This window comes from Amycolatopsis sp. NPDC059657, from assembly GCF_042734395.1.
Lineage (GTDB): Bacteria > Actinomycetota > Actinomycetes > Mycobacteriales > Pseudonocardiaceae > Amycolatopsis.
In genome coordinates this window covers 7374-28285 of sequence record NZ_JBHWEB010000068.1, presented here as the reverse complement: position 1 = coordinate 28285, position 20912 = coordinate 7374, and the positions used below count along the sequence as shown (strand labels likewise).

Annotated in this window: 16 protein-coding genes; 7 read left to right on the top strand and 9 right to left on the bottom strand. The window is 66.1% G+C overall.

The genetic code is table 11. The features are described 5' to 3' along the window. Positions 1-3 precede the first annotated feature (3 nt). Together ACFV15_RS30625 and ACFV15_RS30620 are read left to right on the top strand one after the other, a co-directional pair. The gene (locus tag ACFV15_RS30625) at positions 4-3774 is read left to right on the top strand and encodes an ABC transporter ATP-binding protein (protein WP_378354574.1); all 3771 of its coding nucleotides are present in this window, start codon (positions 4-6) and stop codon (positions 3772-3774) included. A gap of 264 nt (positions 3775-4038) precedes the next feature. Continuing rightward, the gene (locus ACFV15_RS30620; protein ID WP_378354573.1) at positions 4039-4890 is read left to right on the top strand and encodes a hypothetical protein; all 852 of its coding nucleotides are present in this window, start codon (positions 4039-4041) and stop codon (positions 4888-4890) included. A gap of 115 nt (positions 4891-5005) precedes the next feature. Here the strand turns inward: ACFV15_RS30620 and ACFV15_RS30615 are convergent, their stop codons facing one another. The 7 genes from ACFV15_RS30615 to ACFV15_RS30585 form a co-directional block, all read right to left on the bottom strand. Beyond that, complete coding sequence (locus ACFV15_RS30615; protein WP_378354571.1) at positions 5006-5482, bottom strand: hypothetical protein; 477 nt, start codon at positions 5480-5482, stop codon at positions 5006-5008. After that, a complete protein-coding gene (locus tag ACFV15_RS30610) occupies positions 5479-6012 on the bottom strand; it encodes a hypothetical protein (RefSeq protein WP_378354569.1) in 534 nt (177 codons plus the stop codon). The genes ACFV15_RS30615 and ACFV15_RS30610 overlap by 4 nt, the downstream gene beginning before the upstream one ends. Before the next feature lie 3 nt (positions 6013-6015). Continuing rightward, positions 6016-6363 (bottom strand): hypothetical protein, encoded by a 348-nt coding sequence (locus tag ACFV15_RS30605; protein ID WP_378354567.1) that lies wholly within the window; start codon positions 6361-6363, stop codon positions 6016-6018. A 107-nt stretch (positions 6364-6470) separates the two neighbouring features. After that, a complete protein-coding gene (locus tag ACFV15_RS30600) occupies positions 6471-6935 on the bottom strand; it encodes a hypothetical protein (RefSeq protein WP_378354566.1) in 465 nt (154 codons plus the stop codon). A 1-nt stretch (position 6936) separates the two neighbouring features. Beyond that, a complete protein-coding gene (locus ACFV15_RS30595; protein ID WP_378354564.1) occupies positions 6937-11394 on the bottom strand; it encodes an RHS repeat-associated core domain-containing protein in 4458 nt (1485 codons plus the stop codon). An 11-nt stretch (positions 11395-11405) separates the two neighbouring features. Continuing rightward, positions 11406-11723 (bottom strand): type VII secretion target, encoded by a 318-nt coding sequence (locus ACFV15_RS30590; RefSeq protein WP_378354563.1) that lies wholly within the window; start codon positions 11721-11723, stop codon positions 11406-11408. Positions 11724-11728: 5 nt separating this feature from the next. Then, a complete protein-coding gene (locus ACFV15_RS30585) occupies positions 11729-12271 on the bottom strand; it encodes a YbaB/EbfC family nucleoid-associated protein (protein ID WP_378354561.1) in 543 nt (180 codons plus the stop codon). A gap of 237 nt (positions 12272-12508) precedes the next feature. Here ACFV15_RS30585 and ACFV15_RS30580 point away from each other — a divergent pair, with 237 nt between their 5' ends. The 5 genes from ACFV15_RS30580 to ACFV15_RS30560 all read left to right on the top strand — a co-directional run bounded on the left by ACFV15_RS30580 (position 12509) and on the right by ACFV15_RS30560 (position 19426). Continuing rightward, complete coding sequence (locus ACFV15_RS30580) at positions 12509-16204, top strand: multifunctional oxoglutarate decarboxylase/oxoglutarate dehydrogenase thiamine pyrophosphate-binding subunit/dihydrolipoyllysine-residue succinyltransferase subunit (protein WP_378354560.1); 3696 nt, start codon at positions 12509-12511, stop codon at positions 16202-16204. Between the two features lie 153 nt (positions 16205-16357). Continuing rightward, a complete protein-coding gene (locus ACFV15_RS30575; protein ID WP_378354558.1) occupies positions 16358-16765 on the top strand; it encodes a hypothetical protein in 408 nt (135 codons plus the stop codon). Continuing rightward, positions 16762-17394: a DUF3558 family protein gene (locus tag ACFV15_RS30570; RefSeq protein ID WP_378354557.1), complete on the top strand. Its 633-nt coding sequence runs from the start codon at positions 16762-16764 to the stop codon at positions 17392-17394. The genes ACFV15_RS30575 and ACFV15_RS30570 overlap by 4 nt, the downstream gene beginning before the upstream one ends. Further along, positions 17394-18713, top strand: a complete 1320-nt coding sequence (locus tag ACFV15_RS30565; RefSeq protein WP_378354555.1) for a hypothetical protein — start codon at positions 17394-17396, stop codon at positions 18711-18713. The genes ACFV15_RS30570 and ACFV15_RS30565 overlap by 1 nt, the downstream gene beginning before the upstream one ends. Then, positions 18710-19426, top strand: coding sequence for an ESX secretion-associated protein EspG (locus ACFV15_RS30560; protein WP_378354553.1), 717 nt, complete (start codon positions 18710-18712; stop codon positions 19424-19426). Before ACFV15_RS30565 ends, ACFV15_RS30560 begins: the two co-directional genes overlap by 4 nt. On the opposite strand, the gene ACFV15_RS30555 is transcribed toward ACFV15_RS30560, so the two are convergent. Together ACFV15_RS30555 and ACFV15_RS30550 are read right to left on the bottom strand one after the other, a co-directional pair. After that, entirely contained in the window at positions 19423-20160 is a 738-nt protein-coding gene (locus tag ACFV15_RS30555) for a hypothetical protein (protein ID WP_378354552.1), read from the bottom strand. The two genes, ACFV15_RS30560 and ACFV15_RS30555, sit on opposite strands and share 4 nt — an antisense overlap. 46 nt (positions 20161-20206) lie before the next feature. Beyond that, complete coding sequence (locus ACFV15_RS30550; protein ID WP_378354550.1) at positions 20207-20773, bottom strand: hypothetical protein; 567 nt, start codon at positions 20771-20773, stop codon at positions 20207-20209. Positions 20774-20912: the final 139 nt, after the last annotated feature.

Here is a 20912-nt window from a genome sequence, read left to right as displayed (position 1 = left end):
TGAGTGACCACAGCACCAACGCGCTCCCGTCAAGGGGTTCCAGCCGGCGAGACGGATCCAGCCGCCAAGAACGGCTGGATCCGCCGTCTCGCCGCCGCCTGCTGGCGTCATCCCAGGCTCGTGGTGCTCGCGCTGCTCTCGGCCATGGTCGGGGTGGGGCTGCAGGCGGCGAGCCCGCTGCTGGTCAGGACCGCGGTCGACGACGCGGTCGCGGGCCACACCGGGCAGCTCACCTGGCTCGCGGTGGCGCTGATCGGGTTGCAGGTGCTGGCCTTCGGCACCGCGTTCGTCCGCCGGTACATCGGCGGAAGGCTGGCGCTGGACGTCCAGCACGACCTGCGCCAGCGGGTGTTCGCCGCGGTGTCCCGGCTGGACGGTGGCAAGCAGGACTCGATGAAGACCGGGCAGGTCGCGTCGCGCGCGATCACCGACCTGCAGCTGGTCACCACGGTCGTCATGCAGGTCCCGCTGTCGGCTGGCTCGGTGATCTTCGCGATGCTGTCGCTCGGCGCGATGCTGTGGATGTCACCGACGCTCACGCTGATCGCACTCGTCGTCACGCCCGGTGTGGCGATCATCCTGGCCAGGAGCCGAAAGCGGTTGTTCCCGGCCACCTGGTCGGCGCAGCAGCGGGCGGCGGACGTCGCGCAGCATGTCGAAGAGACCGTCACCGGCGTCCGCGTCGTGAAGGGTTTCGGCCAGGAAGCGCGCGAAGTCGCGAAGCTGGAGCGCACGGCGAAGACGTTGTACGCGGAGCGTCTCCGCGCGGCCAGGCTGTCCGCGCTGCCGACCGCAACCACGGCGGCACTCCCGGCCGCGGGACAGGTCGCCGTGCTCGGCGTCGGCGGCGTGATGGCGTTGCACGGCACCGTGAGCCTGGGCACCTTCCTGGCGTTCGCGACGTACGTGTCCGCGCTGATCGGGCCCGCCAGGATGCTGTCCGCGCTGATCGTGCAGGCCCAGCTGACCAGGGCGGGCGCCGAACGCGTCAACGAGCTCATCGACGCGCAGCCCGAGGTGGCCGAGCGGCCGGACCCGGTCCCGCTGCCGGACGGCCCGCTGGAGATTCGCCTCGACGACGTCAGTTTCGGTTACACCCGAACGGATCCGGTGCTGAACGGGCTTTCGCTGGAGGCGCGCCCCGGCGAGACGCTGGCGCTGGTCGGCACCGCCGGCTCGGGCAAGTCCACGATTTCGTTGCTGCTGCCCAGGTTCTACGACGTGCACACCGGCTCGGTGTCGCTCGGCGGCGTCGACATCAGGGACCTCAAGCTGGCCGAACTGCGCCAGGCGATCGGCGTGGTCTTCGAAGAGGCCTTCCTGTTCTCGTCCTCGATCAAGGAGAACATCGCGTACGGGCGCCCGGACGCGAGCGACGAGGAGATCTTCGCGGCGGCACGCGCGGCCGAGGCCGACGAGTTCATCCGCAAGCTCCCGGACGGCTACGAGACGCTGGTCGGCGAGCGCGGGCTCACCCTGTCCGGCGGCCAGCGGCAACGGCTCGGCCTCGCCAGGGCCCTGATCACCGACCCCCGCGTGCTCCTGCTCGACGACGCGACCTCGGCCGTCGACACCGTCACCGAGGCCGCCATCCACGACACGCTGCGCTCGGTCACCGCCTCCCGCACCACCTTGCTGATCGCGCACCGCCGGTCCACTTTGTCGCTGGCCGACCGCATCGCCGTGCTCGACGCCGGACGCGTCGTCGACGTCGGCACCGCGGCCGAACTGCAGGAACGGTGCGCGTTGTTCCGTGAACTGCTCGGCGGCGAAGGCGAAGGCGTCGAAGAAGTCCACCGCTGTGACGGTCTCGAATGCGGGCCGGCAGGCATCACCCCGAGCCTGTGGCCGGACACCGGCGAGCACGACGTCGCCGACGAACTCGCCGACGCGGCCAAGCAGCGCACGGCGGCGGCCCCCACGGTCGGCGGGCCGCCCGGGTCGGCCGCGCTGGAATTGCCGCCGACCGAAGAACTGATCGAGGGCGTACGCCGCCTGCCGCCTGCCACCGACGTTCCGCGCCTGGTCGGCGTCGACGTCACCGCGCCCGATCCCGAGTTCCGCCTGCGTGGCCTGCTGCGTCCCGTGCGCTGGCTGCTCGCTGCGGCGATCGGCCTGGTCGCGGCGGACGCGCTCGCCGCGATCGCGCTGCCCGCGCTGTATCAGCAAGGCGTCGACAAGGGCGTCCGCGCGGGCCTCGAGTCCGGCATCTGGACGGCGGCCGCGATCGGCGCGGTGATCATCTTCGCCGACTGGTTCGTGATCAACGCCCGCACCAAGCTCACCGCCCGCGTCGGCGAGACCGTGCTGTACGCGCTGCGCGTCCGCAGTTACGCGCACCTGCAACGGCTCGGCCTCGACTACTTCGAGCGCGAGCTGTCCGGCAAGATCATGACCAGGATGACCACGGACGTCGACGCGCTGTCGACCTTCCTCCAGACCGGTCTTTCCACCGCCGTGGTCAGCGCGCTGACCCTGCTCGGCATCTCGGCGGCGCTCCTGCTCACCGACGTCTCGCTGGCGCTCTACGCCTTGGCCGTGCTCCCGATCCTCGGCGTCGCGACGGTCATCTTCCGCCGCGCGGCCTCGGCCGCGTACACCGAAGCCCGTGAGCGCGTCAGCGTCGTCAACGCGGACATGCAGGAGAACGTCTCCGGCGTCCGCGTCGCGCAGGCGTACAGCCGCGAGGAGCGCTCGGCCGAGGACTTCGCCTCCCGCAGCGACGCCTACCGCAGGTCCCGCCTGCGCGCCCAGCGCTACATCGCGACCTACTTCCCGTTCGTCTCAATGCTTTCCGGCGTCGCCGAGGCGGTCGTACTGGTCGCGGGCGCCAACCGCGTCGCCGCAGGCACCCTGTCGGCCGGTGTCCTGCTCGCGTTCCTGCTCTACCTGAAGCTCTACTTCACCCCGATCGAAGAGCTCTCCTCGGTCTTCGACGGCTACCAGCAAGCCCGCGTCGGCCTCTCCCGCATCGGCGACCTCCTGCGCACCCCCACCTCGGTCCCACCCGCCGCCGACCCGGTACCGGTCCCCGCCAAGCTCCACGGCGAGGTGGCACTCGATTCCGTCAACTTCTCTTACACCGGAACCGAAACCCTCGCCCTCACCGACATCACCATGCACGTCTCCCCCGGCGAAACGGTGGCTTTGGTCGGCGCGACCGGTGCGGGCAAGTCCACCGCCGTCAAACTGGTCGCCCGCTTCTACGACGCGACCTCGGGCACGGTCCGCATCGACGGCGTCGACATCCGCGACTACGACCTCACGGCATTGCGCGGCCGCCTCGGCGTAGTCCCCCAAGAAGCCCACCTCTTCTCAGGCACGGTCGCCGACAACGTCCGCTACGGCAAACCCTCGGCAACAGACGCCGAAGTCGAAGCCGCTGTCCGCGCGGTAGGCGCCCTCGACGGCGTCGCTTCCCTACCGGCGGGCTTCCACCAACCCGTAGGCGAACGAGGCCGCTCCCTCTCAGCAGGCCAACGCCAGCTCATCGCCTTGGCCCGAGCCGAACTGGTAGACCCCGACATCCTCCTGCTCGACGAAGCCACAGCCGCCCTGGACCCCTCAACGGAAGCGGCGGTCCTCCGCGCGACCGAGCACCTCACCCGCCGCCGCACCACCTTCGTAGTAGCCCACCGCCTGGCCACAGCGGCCCGAGCCGACCGCATCTTCGTACTCGCCAACGGCCGCATAGCCGAGCAAGGCCCCCACGCCACACTCTTGGCCGCCAACGGCCCCTACGCCCACCTCTGGTCCCTGGACACCCACGCCTAACCCACCCACCCCCACCGTCCCGACTCCCCAGGCACGCGTGCCGTCCCCCCAGGTACGCGTGCCGTCCGCCCGTGTACGCGTGTCGTCCATCCACGCACACGCACACAGTCGCTTGCTCTTCCTGCACGCGAGCTTGCTCTCCCCGTACGCGAGTTCGCTCGCCCTGTACGGAAACCCGCCCCTCCCGCACCCGGATTCGCCCGCCCCGCGCAGAAGCAGCCCAGCCTCATTGTCATACCGACCGGTTGGTACTACGTTGGCCGAATGATCGAGACGGCACGCAAGACCTGGCGAATCATCGAGCCTTACCACGGCATGATCTACTTCGCCCCCGAAGCGACGGCCGCCTACAAGGAACTCGGCCTAGGCTCCCGCGCTGGCTACTTCGCCTCCAGGTCGGCCGCACTCGGCCCCGTCCCGCCCTCAGTCGTCGTCGCGACCTTCTACAACTTCAACCCGGCCACGGTCCACGCCTCGATGACCGACGCCTGGACCATCACCACCCCCGCCGCCGTACTCGACGCCCGCCACACGGCGGCCGACCAGGTCCTCCGCCGCGTCCTCGGCGACACAGCCACCTCCCCCGAAATGGCCCGCGCAGCCGCACTCCTCCGCGAAGCCGCCGAAACCATCACCGCCGACGTGACCGGCCGCCCCCTCTTCGCCGCACACGCCGCCCTCCCATGGCCGTCCGAGCCCCACATGATCCTGTGGCACGCCCAAACCCTCCTCCGCGAATACCGCGGCGACGCCCACATCGCGGCCCTGCTCACCGCAGGCCTCAGCGGAATCGAAGCCCTCATCACCCACGCAGCGGCAGGCGACGTCCCCGCCGAAACCCTCCGCACCTCTCGCACCTGGTCCATCGAAGACTGGGAAGCCGCGATCGCCGCCCTCCGCAAACGCGACTGGCTCACCGACGCCGAAGCCCCGGCCTTCACCCTCACTGGCGCAGCCCGCCGAGCCGAGATCGAGCGCGCCACCGACGACAACAGCGTCGCCCCCTACGCCCACCTCGGCGAGGAAGCCTGCACCGAACTCCAAACCCTCGTAAAACCCTTCAGCCGAGCACTCGCCACGGAACTCATGCCCTGGTTCCTCCCCAAGAAGCCCTGACTCGCTGCGACTCGTTTGACTAGCAAGCCCAACCGATCGGCGGCGTCGAACTCAGCCAAATGGGAGCGCAGCGAGATGAATCCCCCGCCAGCGGCCCGCCGGTGACTATCGGCACTTACAGCAGTTTTCCCGCTTCATCCCACCTATGCGATTCTGTCACCAGATATGCCTGGTATTCAGGCTCCTCTTCATAGAACAAAACCGCTGAATCGAACGCGTTCGCAACGAAGGTCAATCCGAACCCCCTGCGATCGAACAGGAGATTCAGCAGATCGAAGGTGTCCAGCTCACAATCCAGCCAGGGAAACAGCTCGATCCCCGTCGGAAGATAGAAAAGCTCGCCTACAGGCGAATTGACCACAAAACGGGCTTCCCAGCTTCTGATCTCAGCTTCGTCGACACTTTCCGACAGCACTTCATCAGGCTCTGCCGTAGTCCTCCGCACATGGGCGAGCTTTTTCATGCGACCAATCGGGAATTTCTGCCGAGGAAATGAACCCGCGCGTGCGGATCCAGCCAAACCACCCGCCGCATCCTTCGCCTTTTTCTCCTGAAGCAACCGGAGGCGACGATCACGAGCCGACGACGTCACACTTGCTCATTCCGACCGCTTCCGTTCGGGAGTTCCTCCCGAACGAGGCACAAATTCATGTTCGTTGCGACGAGTTCAGCACGAGCAGTAGCCTCTTCCTCTTCCGAGCAAACCAGCTCGAAGGAATCCGTAGTCACGACAACCAACTGAGCGCTTCCGCCCGACAAAGCGAGCGAGAAAACGTCCTCATAAGACCCTGCACCGAACCAGCCAGTCAGGCCGGAAACCCGCAGCGGAAACACCGGAAGAACCTCATGAGCGTCCAGGGAGACCAACTCGAGCCACTCCTCGGCAGCATCTACCTGGCCGAACGGCAGAGCGAGGTCTCCCCGCCAGCGCAACAGCGCCTTCTCCTGGACGCGCTCACAACTTAAACCTTCTTGTAAGCAGGTCAGAGCAATGAATCCATTGAAGGTTTCAAAGATTATTGTATCGAGTAATACTATCGACGCTTCATCCGTAACCGCCTGAAATCGCCAGACCGCTTCCACCGTGTCACCGAGGAAAATGTCGGCATATCGCTCCAGCACAAGTTACTCGTCGAAGCCGCTGTCGGCGGGCGACTCATCGACAACCGGCGGGTAGACCAAGGTGTATTCCGGGACATGCTTGCTTATTTCGCCCCATGGCGTCCCCCTCAGTAGAAAATCAACCCCCTCAGGAACCCTGGTCCGTGAAATATGTATCCCGAACAGGCAGAATTCGCACCAGAACATCGCCGAGCCGATGCGATCGCGCTCGTTCGCGACGAAGGCGATGCGCAACGCGTCGTGACCACAGTTAGGGCAGACGGCAGCCGCCTTGCCCGGCAATTCTTCACAGAAGTCGCCATACGCCTTTTCCCAGGCAAAATAGGACGACACAGCACCGAAACCGACCATTAGATCGCCTCGCCCTTGAGTACGATTGACCGAACAGTCATCTCACCAGTTCTGCCTTCATGCGGCTCTCCAAGGCCAGGCAAGCACCGACGGTCCGAGTGAGTCGCTCATCTACTTCGTCGGGCCACATCCGTGATATAGGAGTCGAACTCGACGACCGACGGCGAAATATCTTCCTTGGCCGCATCATCGGGAGGCAACTTCGGAAGCTCTCGATCCACGAAAACATGCGCAGCCCTGGACACAGCCCGGAGCAGGTCCAGCTTAGGCGAGCTGTCGATCCGTTGCCCTCCTGACTCGATCACGACCGAGCCGTTCTCCTCGCGAAAATCGAGAATGAACGATGAGTCCGCACCGACGAACTCATAGGGATGGCCGGGCTTCAGCTTCCGCCGCAGCCCATCAAGCAACTCGACCAGCGCAATGAAGATCATCATGCCCTGGTCAGGCGTGCGCCCTCGTGACGAGACCACCCGCACGTTGCCCGCAATCTCCATATCGCCGAGATCGAAGCCGCTCGGCGGCTCGATGTGATCGAGGTCCTCGCGCCGGCTGAAGTCGAACCCAACCATGTCACACACTCTTTCCCACCGGGTGAAAGGTGATGACCCGGTTTCCATCATGAGAATCTACCGTCACCCTGAACCTGGCGTGCATGCCGTTCACGGTTCCGCGACGCTCATACACCTGGATTCTCTTACTGGGATCGGATATCCGTTCTCCTCGGCGAACCAGATCCGTCGCCGCGCGGTGAACCTGCTCTCGCGTGGTTCCGGGCGGCATGAGATCGCCGTGACCGCTCGGGTGATTCCCGGTGATATGGCGCGAATCGATGTGCTGCCAGCCCTCTTTGAGGTTACCGTCCTCGATACGCGGACGCTGCCTGCACGGCGCGAGACCGAACGGATCGATCCACTGCATCGGATTGTCTACATAGGATCGCGGATTAGGGCCTGCCGCGAGCCCCAGCGGATCGGTGCTGACATAGCGACCTGACTCAGGGTCGTAGTGACGGAAGTAGTTGTAGCAGAGGCCGCTTTCCTCGTCGTAGTACTGGCCCGGGAACCTCAGCGCGGTCGTCGCGCCGGTCGCCCGGCCGGAGACCATCGCACCCCACAACGTGGCATGCGCCTCCCAGACCAGGTTTCCGGCGACGTCGACCATCTCGGCCGGGCTGCCGATCAGATCGGTGACGATGGAATAGAACCGGCGATCCACCTCATCCTGAGTCAATTCTATCTGAGCGAGCGGCCGCAGACCGTCCGCATCCCACTCCCAGGTGGTGGTTCGACCGGCGGAGTCGATCTGCTCTGCGAGAACGCCACCATCCCAGACGAAATCGACCCGCCCGACGACCAAATCTCCCTCTCCGAGCAGGAGTTTGGCCATACGCCGCCCAAACGGGTCGTAGACGTATTTCCACCGCGCTCCGTCAGGAGTTACGACGCCGACCAGCCGATCTTCGGAATCCCAGGCATAGTTCCAGGTCGCAGGTTTGGCGGACAGCCGCTTCTTACTACGTTGGACCAGCCGCCCTTGAGAGTCATGCCGGAGCAGCGTGCCACCCGCTCGCTCCAGCAGATTCCCCCGATACTCACGTGGCCCCTGCGCCGCGACATCATGGGCAGGCCACGAGCCATTGGTGACGTTGCCCGTCACGTCGTAGGCGTACTGCTCCACCCAGCCTGCTCCCCGCACCGCGGTAACCCGGCCAACCTGGTCGAGCGTGTACTCACGCCTGCCACGGTTCTGGTCATCCACGCTTCGAACGAAGCCGTCCTGCCGGTAGCGATAGCGGCGGCCTTGCAAGACCTTCGCACGCACACCGGATTCAGGCGACTGACCGCGCACCGTCGATACGGTCTGCGACACAAGCCGGTGGTTGCTGTCCCAGCTCTGCGCGACGATCGTTCCGGTGTCGAGAAGACGCTCGATCTCCCTGCCCGCGAGGTCGTAGCCGAACGTGAACGTCCGCCCTGCGGTGAGCAACGAGGAGGGACGCGCGGACCCTTCGTAAGCCCACTCGGATTCAAGTCCGGATGGAGTGCGCCTGCGCGTGCGCCTGCCTAGCAGGTCATAGTGGGACTCCAGCCGCCTGCCATTGACCACCTCGGCACGAATCCGCCCCAGCGCGTCGCGCTCGAGCTCGATCTCGGCATCGGAGTTCGCCGCCTGAACCATACGGCCTGCCCGATCGAACGCAAAGGTGGACACACCCTCCGACGAGCGGCGAGCGATCAGGTTGCCCATCAGGTCGTATTCGAATTCGACCACTTCACCGGCACCATTGACCAGCTCTATCAACTGCCCCGCCGCGTCATGGGCGTACGTGATCCGGCGGCCGTCGAAGTCGACTTCTTCGACCCGGCGACCCGCTGGATCGTAGTGGTAGCGCCAGACCTGCCCTGCAGCATTGGTCACCGCGGTCAGGTTCAAGTTCGTGTCGTACTCGAAGTCGAGACGAGAACCGTCGGCACGAGTCTCGGCGCGCACCAGATCGAAACACGTGAATTCACTGACAGTACGGTTGCCTACAGCATCAACGTGCTCTGTTCGGTTCCCTTCACCATCATACCGCCAGTACTCCGCCTCACCGCCTGGCAGTACCCTCGAGGTGAGATTTCCCTCGACCGTCCACGCGAACCGCGTTTCACCGCCCACTGCGTCGACGATCATGGTCGGCCTGCCGAACTGATCACGGTAGTACCGCGTGGTAGCACCATGCATATCAGTGACAGAGCTGGTCAGCCCCAACGAATCGGACTCGAACACGAGCACCTGCCCGAGCGCGTCGATGATCTCCACTACGCCGCCACGGTCGTCATACCGGTAGCGCGTGATCGCTCCCACAGGATCCTCTACCAAGACCAGATTTCCGCGTTCGTCGTACTCTTGGCGCCAGGTCGCTCCATCAGGGTCGATCACGGTGACCGGGAGACCGGACTCACCGTACCAAATCTTCTTTGCAGAGCCATCAGGGTGAATCAGCTCGACTATGCGACCATTGTCGTCATAGCGGAATCGCGTAGTGCGACCCAGCTCATCCGTACGTGACAGCAATCTGTCATATCGATCCCACTCACGCAGAACCACTCCACCTTCTGGCGCGACCTCCTTGACTATCTGATTGCGTTCATTGAGGTGGAAGGTGCTCTGATTTCCCAGCGAGTCAACAAACCTGGTGAGCAGGTTTGTTCTGTCATAGGTGAAGGTTCCACTCAAGAACCCACCTTCGCCTTCGTTGGCCACACAACGCCCTTCAGCGTCGTACAGGTACCGGTACCACCGACCGTTACGGTCCACCCAGCGAGTGATTCGACCATCGTCGTCATAGTCGAATTTAATCAGCGAACCGGACGAGTTCTGTACTGCCACAAGGCGGTTCCTTGCGTTGTACTGATACCCGGTCAACAGAACCTCGGTTCCGTTTTCCGGCGCGAGCGCGAGATTCACGACCAAGCCGTCGTGAGTTCCGACGCGTATCCTGTAGCCGCCGGAGTGGCGAACTCCCACGATGGTCGCGCCGGCATAGTCGAATCGCATCGAATTGCCGTTGCGATCGTCGAGCGCGACCATCCTGGCGACTCCGGCATCGACACTCGCGAAGTGCAGCGTGCGCCCGAGTTCGGCCTGTTCGATTCGATATTCACCGGTGGAAGCCCGCACGAGCGGCCAACGCTTGCCTTCGACGGCCAGTACCGGCTGGTCATCGGAGGCCGGGTGCGGGTAGACCAGGATCACCCCGTCTGGCGCGACGTAGCAGACACCCAGCTCGTCGATCTCCAGCCGTTGATCCAAAGTGGAGGCCCAGGATGGGCCGAACAATCGACCTGCTCGATAGGACGAAACGTGCGTTCGCTCCAGCACAAGCGGCAACAGCCCCGGCAGATCCACATCGACCTGCCCCAGCACCATCTCGCCGGTTGCGACGTCGATGGGATCGTTCTTGCAGAACCGCCCATCGAGCGGTGTCGCGGTATCTCGCGGGTTCGCGGCCTGGTCCCGCGCGGAGCCCGGCCGAGTCGCACTTTCCGAAGTACCGGCCCCGTCGCCACGGGAGCCATGTGTCCCGGCGCCTGGACCAGCATCGTCCGGTTTGGACGAAGACGGGGTGGTGTCGGCGCTGCTGTGTTTCGTGGCTGACGAAGGCGATGTGCCATCGGTGTCATGCGCACTCGATGGGCTGGTGTGCTCCTTCGGAGCGTCCACATCGGACTTCCCGGCCTTCCGAGCTGCCGAAGGCGACGTCCCGTCAGCCCGCTTACCAAGCTTCTTGCCCAGCTTCGAGAGCTTCTCGATGATCTCGCCGAGCTTGTCGACGATCTTGCGGACCTTCGGCCCCACGTTGCTGATCGTCTTGACCAGCTTCCGGATCACCTGTGAGACCTTCGAGATGGTCGACGTGATCGCCGCCGTCGCCTGCGCCGCCACCAGCGGCGTCGCGAAGCCGAGCGTGCACGCCTCCTCGAGCGCCCATGTGATCAGCTTGCCGACCAAGGTCGCGATCAGGTCGCGCACGGTCTCGCGTACCGCCGCCACGACCTGGCCCATGACCATCACGCCGGTCGAGATGCCGTCGCACAGCGACGCCGCGCCCGCGACCGCGTCGACCTGCTCGGCGACCTCGCCCCGGTACGCGTCGCCTGCCGCGCCCGACCAGCCCGCTGTCCCGCCCTTGGCCTCATTGGACAGGTCGCCCGCGATCGCGTTGACCTCGCGGGCCACGTTCGCCCAGGTGTCCGAAAAGGACTGGATGACCGGCGGATTCCCGGCCAGCCAGTCAAGACAGTCCTTCAGGGGCTTCACATGCTCGATCAGCCACGAGACCCCGTACTGCGCGAGTGTCCCGATCGGATCGACGACCAGCGACAGCGCCTCCAGGCCGACGCCGACCGCGCCCAGGCCGCCTTCGACCCACGAGCCGTCCTTCACACCCGAAGCCAGGTCGTTGGCCGACTCCAGGATCCCGATCCCCGTCACTCCGGTCGTCTGCGACTGCGCCTGCGCGACGAGCGGATTCCCCTCAGGCATTCAAAGCCCCCTCAGTAGACCGGCCCGGCCTTCTTGAGCGCCTCGGCCGTGGCGTCTTCCTGCTTCTCGTAGGCCGACACCGCGTCGCGGACCTTGGCGGCGGTGCCGTTGATCGACTCGGACGCGGTCTGGAGCGCGCGCACGCCCATCTGCTCGAACGGGTCGAGCATCATCGCGAACGGCTGGCAGATGACGCCGTACGCGCTGTTGTCCATGGTGACCTGCTGGGCGGCCTCGACCGCCGTCTTCATGCGGTCGGCGAAGCCGTCGACCTTGCCCGCGTGGCCGCCGAGCTCGTCGCCCAGTACGCGATATCCACCGTCTGGCATCTGGATCAATCCCTTCGCAGGAACGACTGGTCGCCGAAGTCGTCGTCATCGGGCGGTGCCGGACGGGTCGGCCGGGGCGGCGCGGGCGGGGCCGGGCGCGCGGGTGGCGGCGGTGGCTCCTCTTCGGCGGCTTCGAACAGCTGGCGGCGGGGTGGCTCGGGGGCCTGCTGCGGCTCGTCCTCCGGCGGGGCCGCCGGGAAGTTGTCGACCGCGGTGGCCACGATGTGGCGCGACGTGTCGTCGTCGCCGACCGTCTCGGCGACGATCTGGGCCATGCGCTCCGGGTATTTGGACTGGGCCTTCTGGATCGCCTTCATGACGTTGGCGGCGATCTCGTCGGGCGTCATGGCGCGGACGCCTTCGGTCATCTTGATCGCGGTCGGCAACCCGTTGTGACCCACCGTCACGGCGACCGCGCCGTTGGCCACTGATTCGGTGATCGAGATCTGCTGGACCTGCGACTGCATCGCCTCGTACCGCTGCGACTTGGCGACCGCGTCGCGCTCCCAGTCGTCGACCATCCGCTCGACGTCAGACAAGTCGGACACCACTCCCCCTCTCGGCCGGAACCTGTGACGTACCTGGCGATCCGCCGGTTCCCTTGCAGGCTGCATCATCACGCGATGTGACGTCCATCCCCCATCTGGATCGACCCAGTCATCCCCATCACAGTGCGCCACGCCTCACACATGCCAGTTCCGTAACACGCGCGTAGCGGAGGGGGTTAGCCTGGTAGGCGCATCAACGGACTTCAAGATCGAGACGGATAGAGGCGAGCCCAAGCCGTGTCCAGCAGCAGCCCTGCGTCACAGTTCGGCCCCAATGAGTGGCTGGTCGAGGAAATGTACGACCAGTTCCTGGCCGACCCCTCCTCAGTAGATGCCGCGTGGCATGACTTCTTCGCGGATTTCACGCCGACGCAGGCAGCGGGCTCGGGGAACGGCCAGGCCGCCGCGCCCGCCGCACCAGCACCGGAAAAGCCGGCGGCGAAGCCCGCCACCCCGGCACCCGCCAAGGCCGCGGCACCTGCGCCCGCGCCTGCCAAGGCCGCCGCCCCGGCGCCTGCCAAGGCACCGGCTCCCGCGCCCAAGGCGGAGCCGAAGCCAGCGGCGGCGAAGCCCGCACCCGCGGCCAAGGAAGAGCCGGAGTCGAAGCAGCTCCGCGGCGCCGCCGCCGCGATCGCGAAGAACATGGACGCCTCGCTGTCCGTGCCCACCGCGACCAGCGTGCGCGCGGTCCCGGCCAAGCTGATGGCCGACAACCGCATCGTCATCAACAACCACCTCAAGCGGACCCGTGGCGGGAAGATCTCCTTCACGCACCTCATCGGGTACGCGATGGTGCGCGCGCTGCGTGACTTCCCGAACATGAACCGGCACTACCAGGTGATCGACGGCAAGCCGTTCGCGATCACGCCGGAGCATGTGAACTTCGGTCTCGCGATCGACATGAAGGGCAAGGAAGGCGCCCGCACGCTCGTCGTGGCCTCGATCAAGGCCACCGAGAACATGACCTTCATGCAGTTCTGGCAGGCGTACGAGGACATCGTCAAGCGCGCCCGCAACAACAAGCTGACCGCGGACGACTTCGCGGGCACCACGATCTCGCTGACCAACCCCGGCGGCATCGGCACCAACCACTCGGTGCCGCGCCTGCAGGCGGGCCAGGGCGCGATCATCGGCGTCGGCGCCATGCAGTACCCGGCCGCGTTCGAGGGCACCAGCGAGAAGACGCTGGTCGACCTCGCCGTGAGCAAGATCATGACGCTCACCTCGACCTACGACCACCGCATCATCCAGGGTGCGGAGTCCGGCGAGTTCCTCAAGCGGATCCACCAGCTCCTGCTCGGCGAGGACGGCTTCTACGACGACGTCTTCACCTCGCTGCGCCTGCCGTACGAGCCGATCCGCTGGGTCGCCGACCTGCCGGACGGCCCGGTCGACAAGACCGCCCGCGTGATCGAGCTGATCGACGCGTTCCGGATGCGCGGTCACCTGATGGCCGACACCGACCCGCTGAACTACCGCCAGCGCAGCCACGCCGACCTCGACGTGCTCAGCCACGGCCTCACCCTGTGGGACCTCGACCGCGAGTTCCCGGTCGGCGGCTTCGCCGGCCAGGAGCGCATGAAGCTGCGCGACATCCTCGGCGTGCTGCGCAACTCGTACTGCCGCACGGTCGGCATCGAGTACACGCACATCCTCGACCCCGAGGAGCGGCGCTGGATCCAGAACCGCGTCGAGGTGCCGCACGAGAAGCCGGACCCCGCCGTCCAGAAGTACGTGCTGTCGAAGCTCAACGCCGCCGAGGCGTTCGAGACCTTCCTGCAGACCAAGTACGTCGGCCAGAAGCGGTTCTCGCTCGAAGGCGGCGAGACGGCGATCCCGCTGCTCGACACGCTGCTCGACAAGGCGGCCGAGCACGAGCTCGACGAGGTCGTCATCGGCATGCCGCACCGCGGCCGCCTGAACGTGCTGGCCAACATCGTCGGCAAGCCGATCGCGCAGATCTTCCAGGAGTTCGAGGGCAACCTCGACCCGGGCCAGGCGCACGGCTCCGGTGACGTGAAGTACCACCTCGGCGCCGAGGGCAAGTACTTCCGGATGTTCGGCGACGGCGAGACCAAGGTGTCGCTGACCGCGAACCCGTCGCACCTGGAGACCGTCGACCCGGTGCTCGAGGGCATCGTCCGCGCCAAGCAGGACCTTCTCGACAAGGGTGGCTCCGGCTTCACCGTGCTGCCGGTCCTGATGCACGGCGACGCGGCCTTCGCGGGCCAGGGCGTCGTCGCCGAGACGCTGAACCTCGCGCTGCTGCGCGGGTACCGCACCGGCGGCACCGTGCACGTGATCGTCAACAACCAGGTCGGCTTCACCACCGCGCCCGAGCACTCGCGCTCGTCGCAGTACGCGACCGACGTGGCGAAGATGATCGGCTCGCCGATCTTCCACGTGAACGGCGACGACCCCGAAGCCGCGCACTGGGTGGCCAAGCTGGCCGTGGACTACCGCCAGGAGTTCCACAAGGACGTCGTGATCGACATGATCTGCTACCGCCGCCGCGGCCACAACGAGGGCGACGACCCGTCGATGACGCAGCCCGCGATGTACGACATCATCGACACGAAGCGCTCGGTGCGTAAGACCTACACCGAGTCGCTGATCGGCCGAGGCGACATCTCCGTCGACGAGGCGGAGGCCGCGCTGCGCGACTTCTCCAGCCAGCTGGAGCACGTGTTCAACGAGGTCCGCGAGCTGGAGAAGCACCCGGCCAAGGCGAGCCCGTCGGTCGAGGAAGAGCAGCAGGTCCCCGCGAAGGTGCCGACGGCGATCTCCAACGAGACCGTCGAGCGCATCGGCGACGCGTTCGTCAACGTGCCGGAAGGCTTCACGCCGCACCCGCGCGTCAAGCCGGTCATGGAGCGCCGCCACAAGATGTCCCGCGAAGGCGGCATCGACTGGGCGTTCGGCGAGCTGCTGGCGTTCGGCTCGCTGGCGATGGAGAACCGCCTGGTGCGGCTGTCCGGCCAGGACTCGCGCCGCGGCACGTTCACCCAGCGGCACTCGGTGCTCATCGACCGCAAGACCGGCCAGGAGTACTCGCCGCTGCAGAACCTGGCCGACGGCCAGGGCCGCGTGATGATCTACGACTCGGCGCTGTCCGAGTACGCGGCGGTCGGCTTCGAGTACGGCTACTCGGTGGCCAACTCCGAGGCGCTGGTCATGTGGGAAGCGCAGTTCGGTGACTTCGTCAACGGCGCGCAGACCGTGATCGACGAGTACATCTCGTCCGGCGAGGCCAAGTGGGGCCAGCGCTCCGACGTCGTGCTGCTGCTGCCGCACGGCCACGAGGGCCAGGGCCCCGACCACACCTCCGGCCGCATCGAGCGGTTCCTCCAGCTGTGCGCGGAGGGCTCGATGACGGTGGCGGTGCCGTCGACCCCGGCGAACTACTTCCACCTCCTGCGCCGCCACGCGCTGGACGGCGTGAACCGCCCGCTGGTGGTCTTCACGCCCAAGTCGATGCTGCGCAACAAGGCCGCCACCTCGGCGGTCGGCGACTTCACCGGCGCGACGAAGTTCATGTCGGTCATCGACGACGTCGAGGTCGCTCCGGAGAAGGCCCGCAAGGTGCTCCTGACCTCCGGCAAGCTCTACTGGGAGCTCGTCGCCGAGCGCGCCAAGCGCGAGGCGAACGACGTCGCGATCGTGCGCATCGAGCAGTACTACCCGCTGCCCAAGAAGAAGCTGCTGGCGGCGCTCGAGCGCTACACCAACGCGACCGAGATCGCCTGGGTCCAGGAGGAGCCGGAGAACCAGGGCGCATGGCCGTTCTTCGGTCTCAACCTGCCCCGTAAGTTCCCGGAGGTCCTCTCGGGCCTGCAGGTCATCTCGCGCCGTCCGATGGCGGCGCCGTCGGCGGGCTCGTCGAAGGTGCACGAGGTCGAGCAGAAGGCGATCCTCGCGAAGGCCTTCGAGTAACCAGGCAAGTCGTGAAACGCCCCGGCCGGGTACTCCGGCCGGGGCGTTTTCGTTGTGCGGAAGTGTGTGAGCCGATCTTTGGTCATTCATGCCCACTCGCGGTGATCGAGCGGCTATCCTCGGTGCGATCACAACAGCGCAGGGGAGAGCGACATGTTGGATGACGGGAGCGGCTTCCTGTCCGGAATGCATTTCTGGGTTTCGGACGGGATGACGGCGGCGCCGGGCGGTGGTGCCCCGAGCGGCGGCTTCTCGATGAGCAAGTCCGAGATGGAATCGCTGCTCGTAAAGGCCAAGGCCACTAGCAAATTGATCCGCCAACAGCTTGTGGACGCAGCGGACATCGCGAGGATCGATCCGCCCGGCGACGACCCACAGAGCGTGAGTTTCACCGGCACCGCCGTCGACGCGGGCAATTACTATCTCGGCCACCTGCGGATCCAGCAAGTTCGCTACCGTCGGCTGATCGAGAAGCTCAGCACTGCGCTCGGTCGAACCATCGAAGCCGACGAAGATGCCGCTGACGCGGCCAAAGCCGCCCCGAAGGGACAGTTCGAGTGACCCGCTTGCACCCATCAATCATTGTCGGCCTACTCCTCGTAGGCGCAGGACTCGCGGGCTGCAATGGCAGTGGCACTCCAGGTACGGCAACACCTGCACCCGCCTCGACGTCCGCTGAGCCGGATGGCGCGGCGAGTGAGGTACCAAAAGTCCAAAACCCCTTGCCGGCAAAGGTGCTTGAAGGAAACCCCTGCGATGTGGCGCTTACGCCCAACGATGTGAAGAGCTTCATCGGAACTCCGGATCCAGCCAAACCGGGCGAGAACGTTCTAGGCCCCAAATGCGATTGGGACAATGCCGCTGGAAGCGGGGCCGGGATCACTGTTTTCTTCCACACCAAGGACAACGGCGGGCTCGCACTCACCTACAAGAATATCAAGCCCAAAGCCGCACGCTGGGTCGATAACCTGCAGCCGGTTCAGGGCTATCCGATTGTCGGCTATCTCGCGCCTGGCGACAATCCGGGTGTCAGGGACAATTGTCACCTCGATGTCGGCATCTCGGACACGCTGACCTACTCCGTCGACCTGCAACTCGGCGACAGCGCCCGCAACAAGGGTATCGACGCCTGCGAAGGTGGACGTGACGTGGCTGATCGGGTGATGACCAACATCAAGGGGAGGGCTTGATGAGCATTTTCGACGATATCGCCGATGTGGCCGAGGCCGTCGGCGACGGTGTCGTCGAAGCCGTCGGTCGCGGCGTCGACGCGCTCAACGAGATCTCCCAGGGTGACTTCGCAGGCGCCTGGAACGCGGTGCTCGGCGGGAACCGGAACGTCGGCGGTGGCCCCGGTGATCTGGTCAAGCAGATCCAGGAAGGCAAGGGCACCGCCACGCTGCAGCGTGCGCGGGACATCGGGCAGGCGCAATCGGGTCAGCAGGACCAGATCGAGACCGACAGCAGGCAGATGATGTCGGCTCTCGAGTCCGCTTGGACAGGCAAGTCGTCCGATGCCGCCCGGGTTTACGTCGAGCCGCTGGCCACCACGGCCGCCTCGGCGAGTGAGTCGCTGCGGAACAACTCGAACATCGTGCAGGACCAGATTCACCAGTTCGACTCGCTGAAGAACACTTTGCACAAGGATGTCACCAACGAGGCGCCTGAGCGCGGGTTCTGGGACAAGGCGACGCCCTGGGACACCGACACCGAGGACGCGATCGAAGAGCGCAATCGCAAGGTGCAGGAGAACCTCCAGCGCTACAACACCTATGCCGCGCAGACCGATGCCAACAAGCCCGCGATGACCACCGACTACGGGCAGCTCACCGACGACCAGGGCGGCGATTTCAAGCTCGAGAAGGAAGAGCCGCCGACTCCCCCGCGCAAGAAGACACCGCCGGAAAACCCTGGCAAGCACGAAACCACAGGCAAGAGCAGCGAAGAGACCGGAAAACAGACCGTCCGACCCGGCGATCCCGGTTACCCGCTCTTGTATTCCGAGGACCGGCCCAACGGGCTCATGCCGCCCGACGACACCAAGACCTCCAGCTACAAACCGCCCACCACGGCCACGCCGCCGCTGCCGCACGAGACCCAGGTCCCGGTCGGCCAGTACGACAGCACCCGGAATCCGAACCAGTACCTGAACTCGAACTTCGGGCCGGGCACAGGCACGGGATCGGGCGCGGGAACGGGTGGAACCCGCGGCTTCGGAACAGGGTCGGGCGGCGGCTCGAGCAGCGGCGCGGGACAGAACATGGGCGCGGGCAAGGGATCGGGCGCCGGAATGCCCGGCGAGGGCGCGGCCCGTGGCGGACCGGCCGGTGGCAACGCCGGTCGTGGCGGCAGGCCTGGCGCTCCCGGGATGGGTGGTATGCCCGGCGGCGCCAAGGGACAGGGCGAAGAGGACACCGAGCACCAGCGTCCGTCCTACCTCGTCGAGGCGGATCCCGAGAGTGTCTTCGGCACCGACGCGAAGACCGCGCCTCCGGTCATCGGCGCATGAAACCGTTGCTGCTGCCCAAACTCGCCTTCCTGCAGGCGTGGGAGTGGGAGAACCTCGGCACGCCGCCCGCGGTCATCGGGATGGTCGAGAGCTGGATGTCGGGCGACACCAAGCATCGCTTCGAGGACAAGGTGCTCGACGTCCTCGCCGAGGTCGGGGTCGCCGCGGGCGGCACGCTCACGCATGACTTCCGTGACACGCTCGCCGTGCTGGCGAGCGGGCGGCGGAAGTTCACCGCGTGGGCGGGCGACGTCACGACCGGCGAGACCGGCGGGGTGCTCGTGGCGATCGACGGGCACTCCGCGGTCAGGCTCCTGCGTGAGGACAAGGTCGTGCGCATCGACAGCCTGCCCGCCGAGTACGCGGCCGAGTCGCTGGTCGACGCGCTGCCGAGCGCACGACCAGCAGGCCTCGACCCGGTCGCCATTCCGAAGTCCGAGTACGCCGCCGAGCGAGGCTACGACTTCGAGATGCCGACCGGCTACGACGCGGCCGAACGCGTGCGCACGCTGATGGCCGCGCCGCGTTCCGGGATGCATCAGCTCTACGCCAGCTCAGGAGAACGGCGCAGTTCCCCGATCACTGTGGTCGACGTGGCCCGCGAAGGCCGCGTGCTCACCTACGTGTCGGGCGAGTCGATGATCAACTTCTTGCCCGGCACGCGCGAGAACCTGGTCGAGACGCTCTACGCGACCAGCGACGCGATGGCCTAGCCCAGCGCCGACGAGGTCGCTTCGGTGAGTTTCTTGGCATTGGCGCGGCATTTGCTCACGTCGACGGGATTGCCGTCCGGTCCGCCGACCATGACGTTGCCGGACACATTGCCCTGGTAGAACCGGATCGAGCACAGCGACGGGTTGTCGGGGTAGCTCTGGTAGGCGGCTTTGGCGGTCGCGCCGAGCGTGGGAATCGGCTCGGAGTTGTCCCGCGAGTAGACCTCGAACTCGGACTTCGCCGACTCCTCGCCGTCGCCGGAGCCGTTGCGCTTCGACGTCGACATGTACAGGATCACCGATCCCGACGACTTGCCCGGCTCACGCCACTCGCAGTCGAGCACGGTCTGCGTGATGTCGGTGTCCGAAGTGCTCGCCGGCTCCTGCTTGTTCACTTCGAGCTTCGGCATGCCGGACATCTTGGCCCCGATCGCCGTGCAGACCGGCAGCGTCGTGTACTTGTCAGGCGGCCCGGTCTTGACGGTCGACGTCGGGCCGGCCGAGCTGCTCGACGAGTTGCCGTCGATCAGGAAGAACGCGCCGACGCCGAGCCCGGACACGACCACCAGCGCGCCGACGATGATCAGCGCGATCGTCACGCCGCTCATCCCCTTCTTCGGCGGCGGGTAGCCCGGGTAACCGGGCTGCGGATAGCCCTGCTGGGGATAACCCTGCTGCGGGTAGCCTGGCTGGCCCCCATAAGGGTTCTGCTGATACGGCGGTCCTGGCTGCATGCACAGCACTTTAAGTCCTTTGAGGACTCCGTGTGCGCCGAAGGGCCTAGTTCAGCGCCTCGGTGACCCCTTCGGCCAGTTTTTTGACGCTGGCCCGGCAGGTCGCCTTGTTCGGGTCGCCGTTCACGCTGAGCTGCGCGAAGACGTTTCCCTGGTAGAGCTTGATCCAGCACTGTTCGGGCCGGCCCGGCTCGTCGTAGAAGGCAGCGGCCACGGCCAGGCCGGGAATCTGCTCGAAGTTCTCCCCCGGCACACCACCGAAACGGCCCCTCGCCGTGTCCTCACCGGACCCGCTTCCCTGAACGTCCGAAGCCGACAGATAAAGGGAGACGCTGCGCGAGGGCTTGCCGTACTCGTACCAGGAGCATGAGGTGACGAAGCTCGGGCCGCCGTCCGGCGAGAAACCCTCCTCGCGCGTGACCAGCGGGGGCAGACCGGAGATCCTGGCCGAGATCGACGTGCACACGGGCAACACCGCGTACCGGTCGGGCGGGCCGGTAGGCGGTGGCGAGTCGGGAATCGTGGACCTGCCCATCCCCTGCACGAACACGACGAAGGCGCCGTAGGCCATCAAGGCCAGCACGGGCACCAGCACGATGACCAACGTGATCACCGTGCCCTTCGAGTTCGGCCTTGGCTGCATGGTCGTGAGTGTTGCCGACGGGGGGAAGCGCGGGGCCCCCGCCCACCACGACGAAGCACGGGAGGCACAAGAAAGAGAAAGAAAAAAAAAACCCAACAACCACGAGAAA

Excerpts from the sequence above, each read along its gene's own strand:
- ACFV15_RS30575 (WP_378354558.1), top strand. The coding sequence starts at position 16,358 with ATGTTGGATGACGGGAGCGGCTTCCTGTCCGGAATGCATTTCTGGGTT.
- ACFV15_RS30620 (WP_378354573.1), top strand. The coding sequence starts at position 4,039 with ATGATCGAGACGGCACGCAAGACCTGGCGAATCATCGAGCCTTACCAC.
- ACFV15_RS30565 (WP_378354555.1), top strand. The coding sequence starts at position 17,394 with ATGAGCATTTTCGACGATATCGCCGATGTGGCCGAGGCCGTCGGCGAC.
- ACFV15_RS30605 (WP_378354567.1), bottom strand. The coding sequence starts at position 6,363 with ATGGTCGGTTTCGGTGCTGTGTCGTCCTATTTTGCCTGGGAAAAGGCG.
- ACFV15_RS30555 (WP_378354552.1), bottom strand. The coding sequence starts at position 20,160 with ATGCAGCCAGGACCGCCGTATCAGCAGAACCCTTATGGGGGCCAGCCA.
- ACFV15_RS30595 (WP_378354564.1), bottom strand. The coding sequence starts at position 11,394 with ATGCCTGAGGGGAATCCGCTCGTCGCGCAGGCGCAGTCGCAGACGACC.
- ACFV15_RS30600 (WP_378354566.1), bottom strand. The coding sequence starts at position 6,935 with ATGGTTGGGTTCGACTTCAGCCGGCGCGAGGACCTCGATCACATCGAG.
- ACFV15_RS30590 (WP_378354563.1), bottom strand. The coding sequence starts at position 11,723 with ATGCCAGACGGTGGATATCGCGTACTGGGCGACGAGCTCGGCGGCCAC.
- ACFV15_RS30560 (WP_378354553.1), top strand. The coding sequence starts at position 18,710 with ATGAAACCGTTGCTGCTGCCCAAACTCGCCTTCCTGCAGGCGTGGGAG.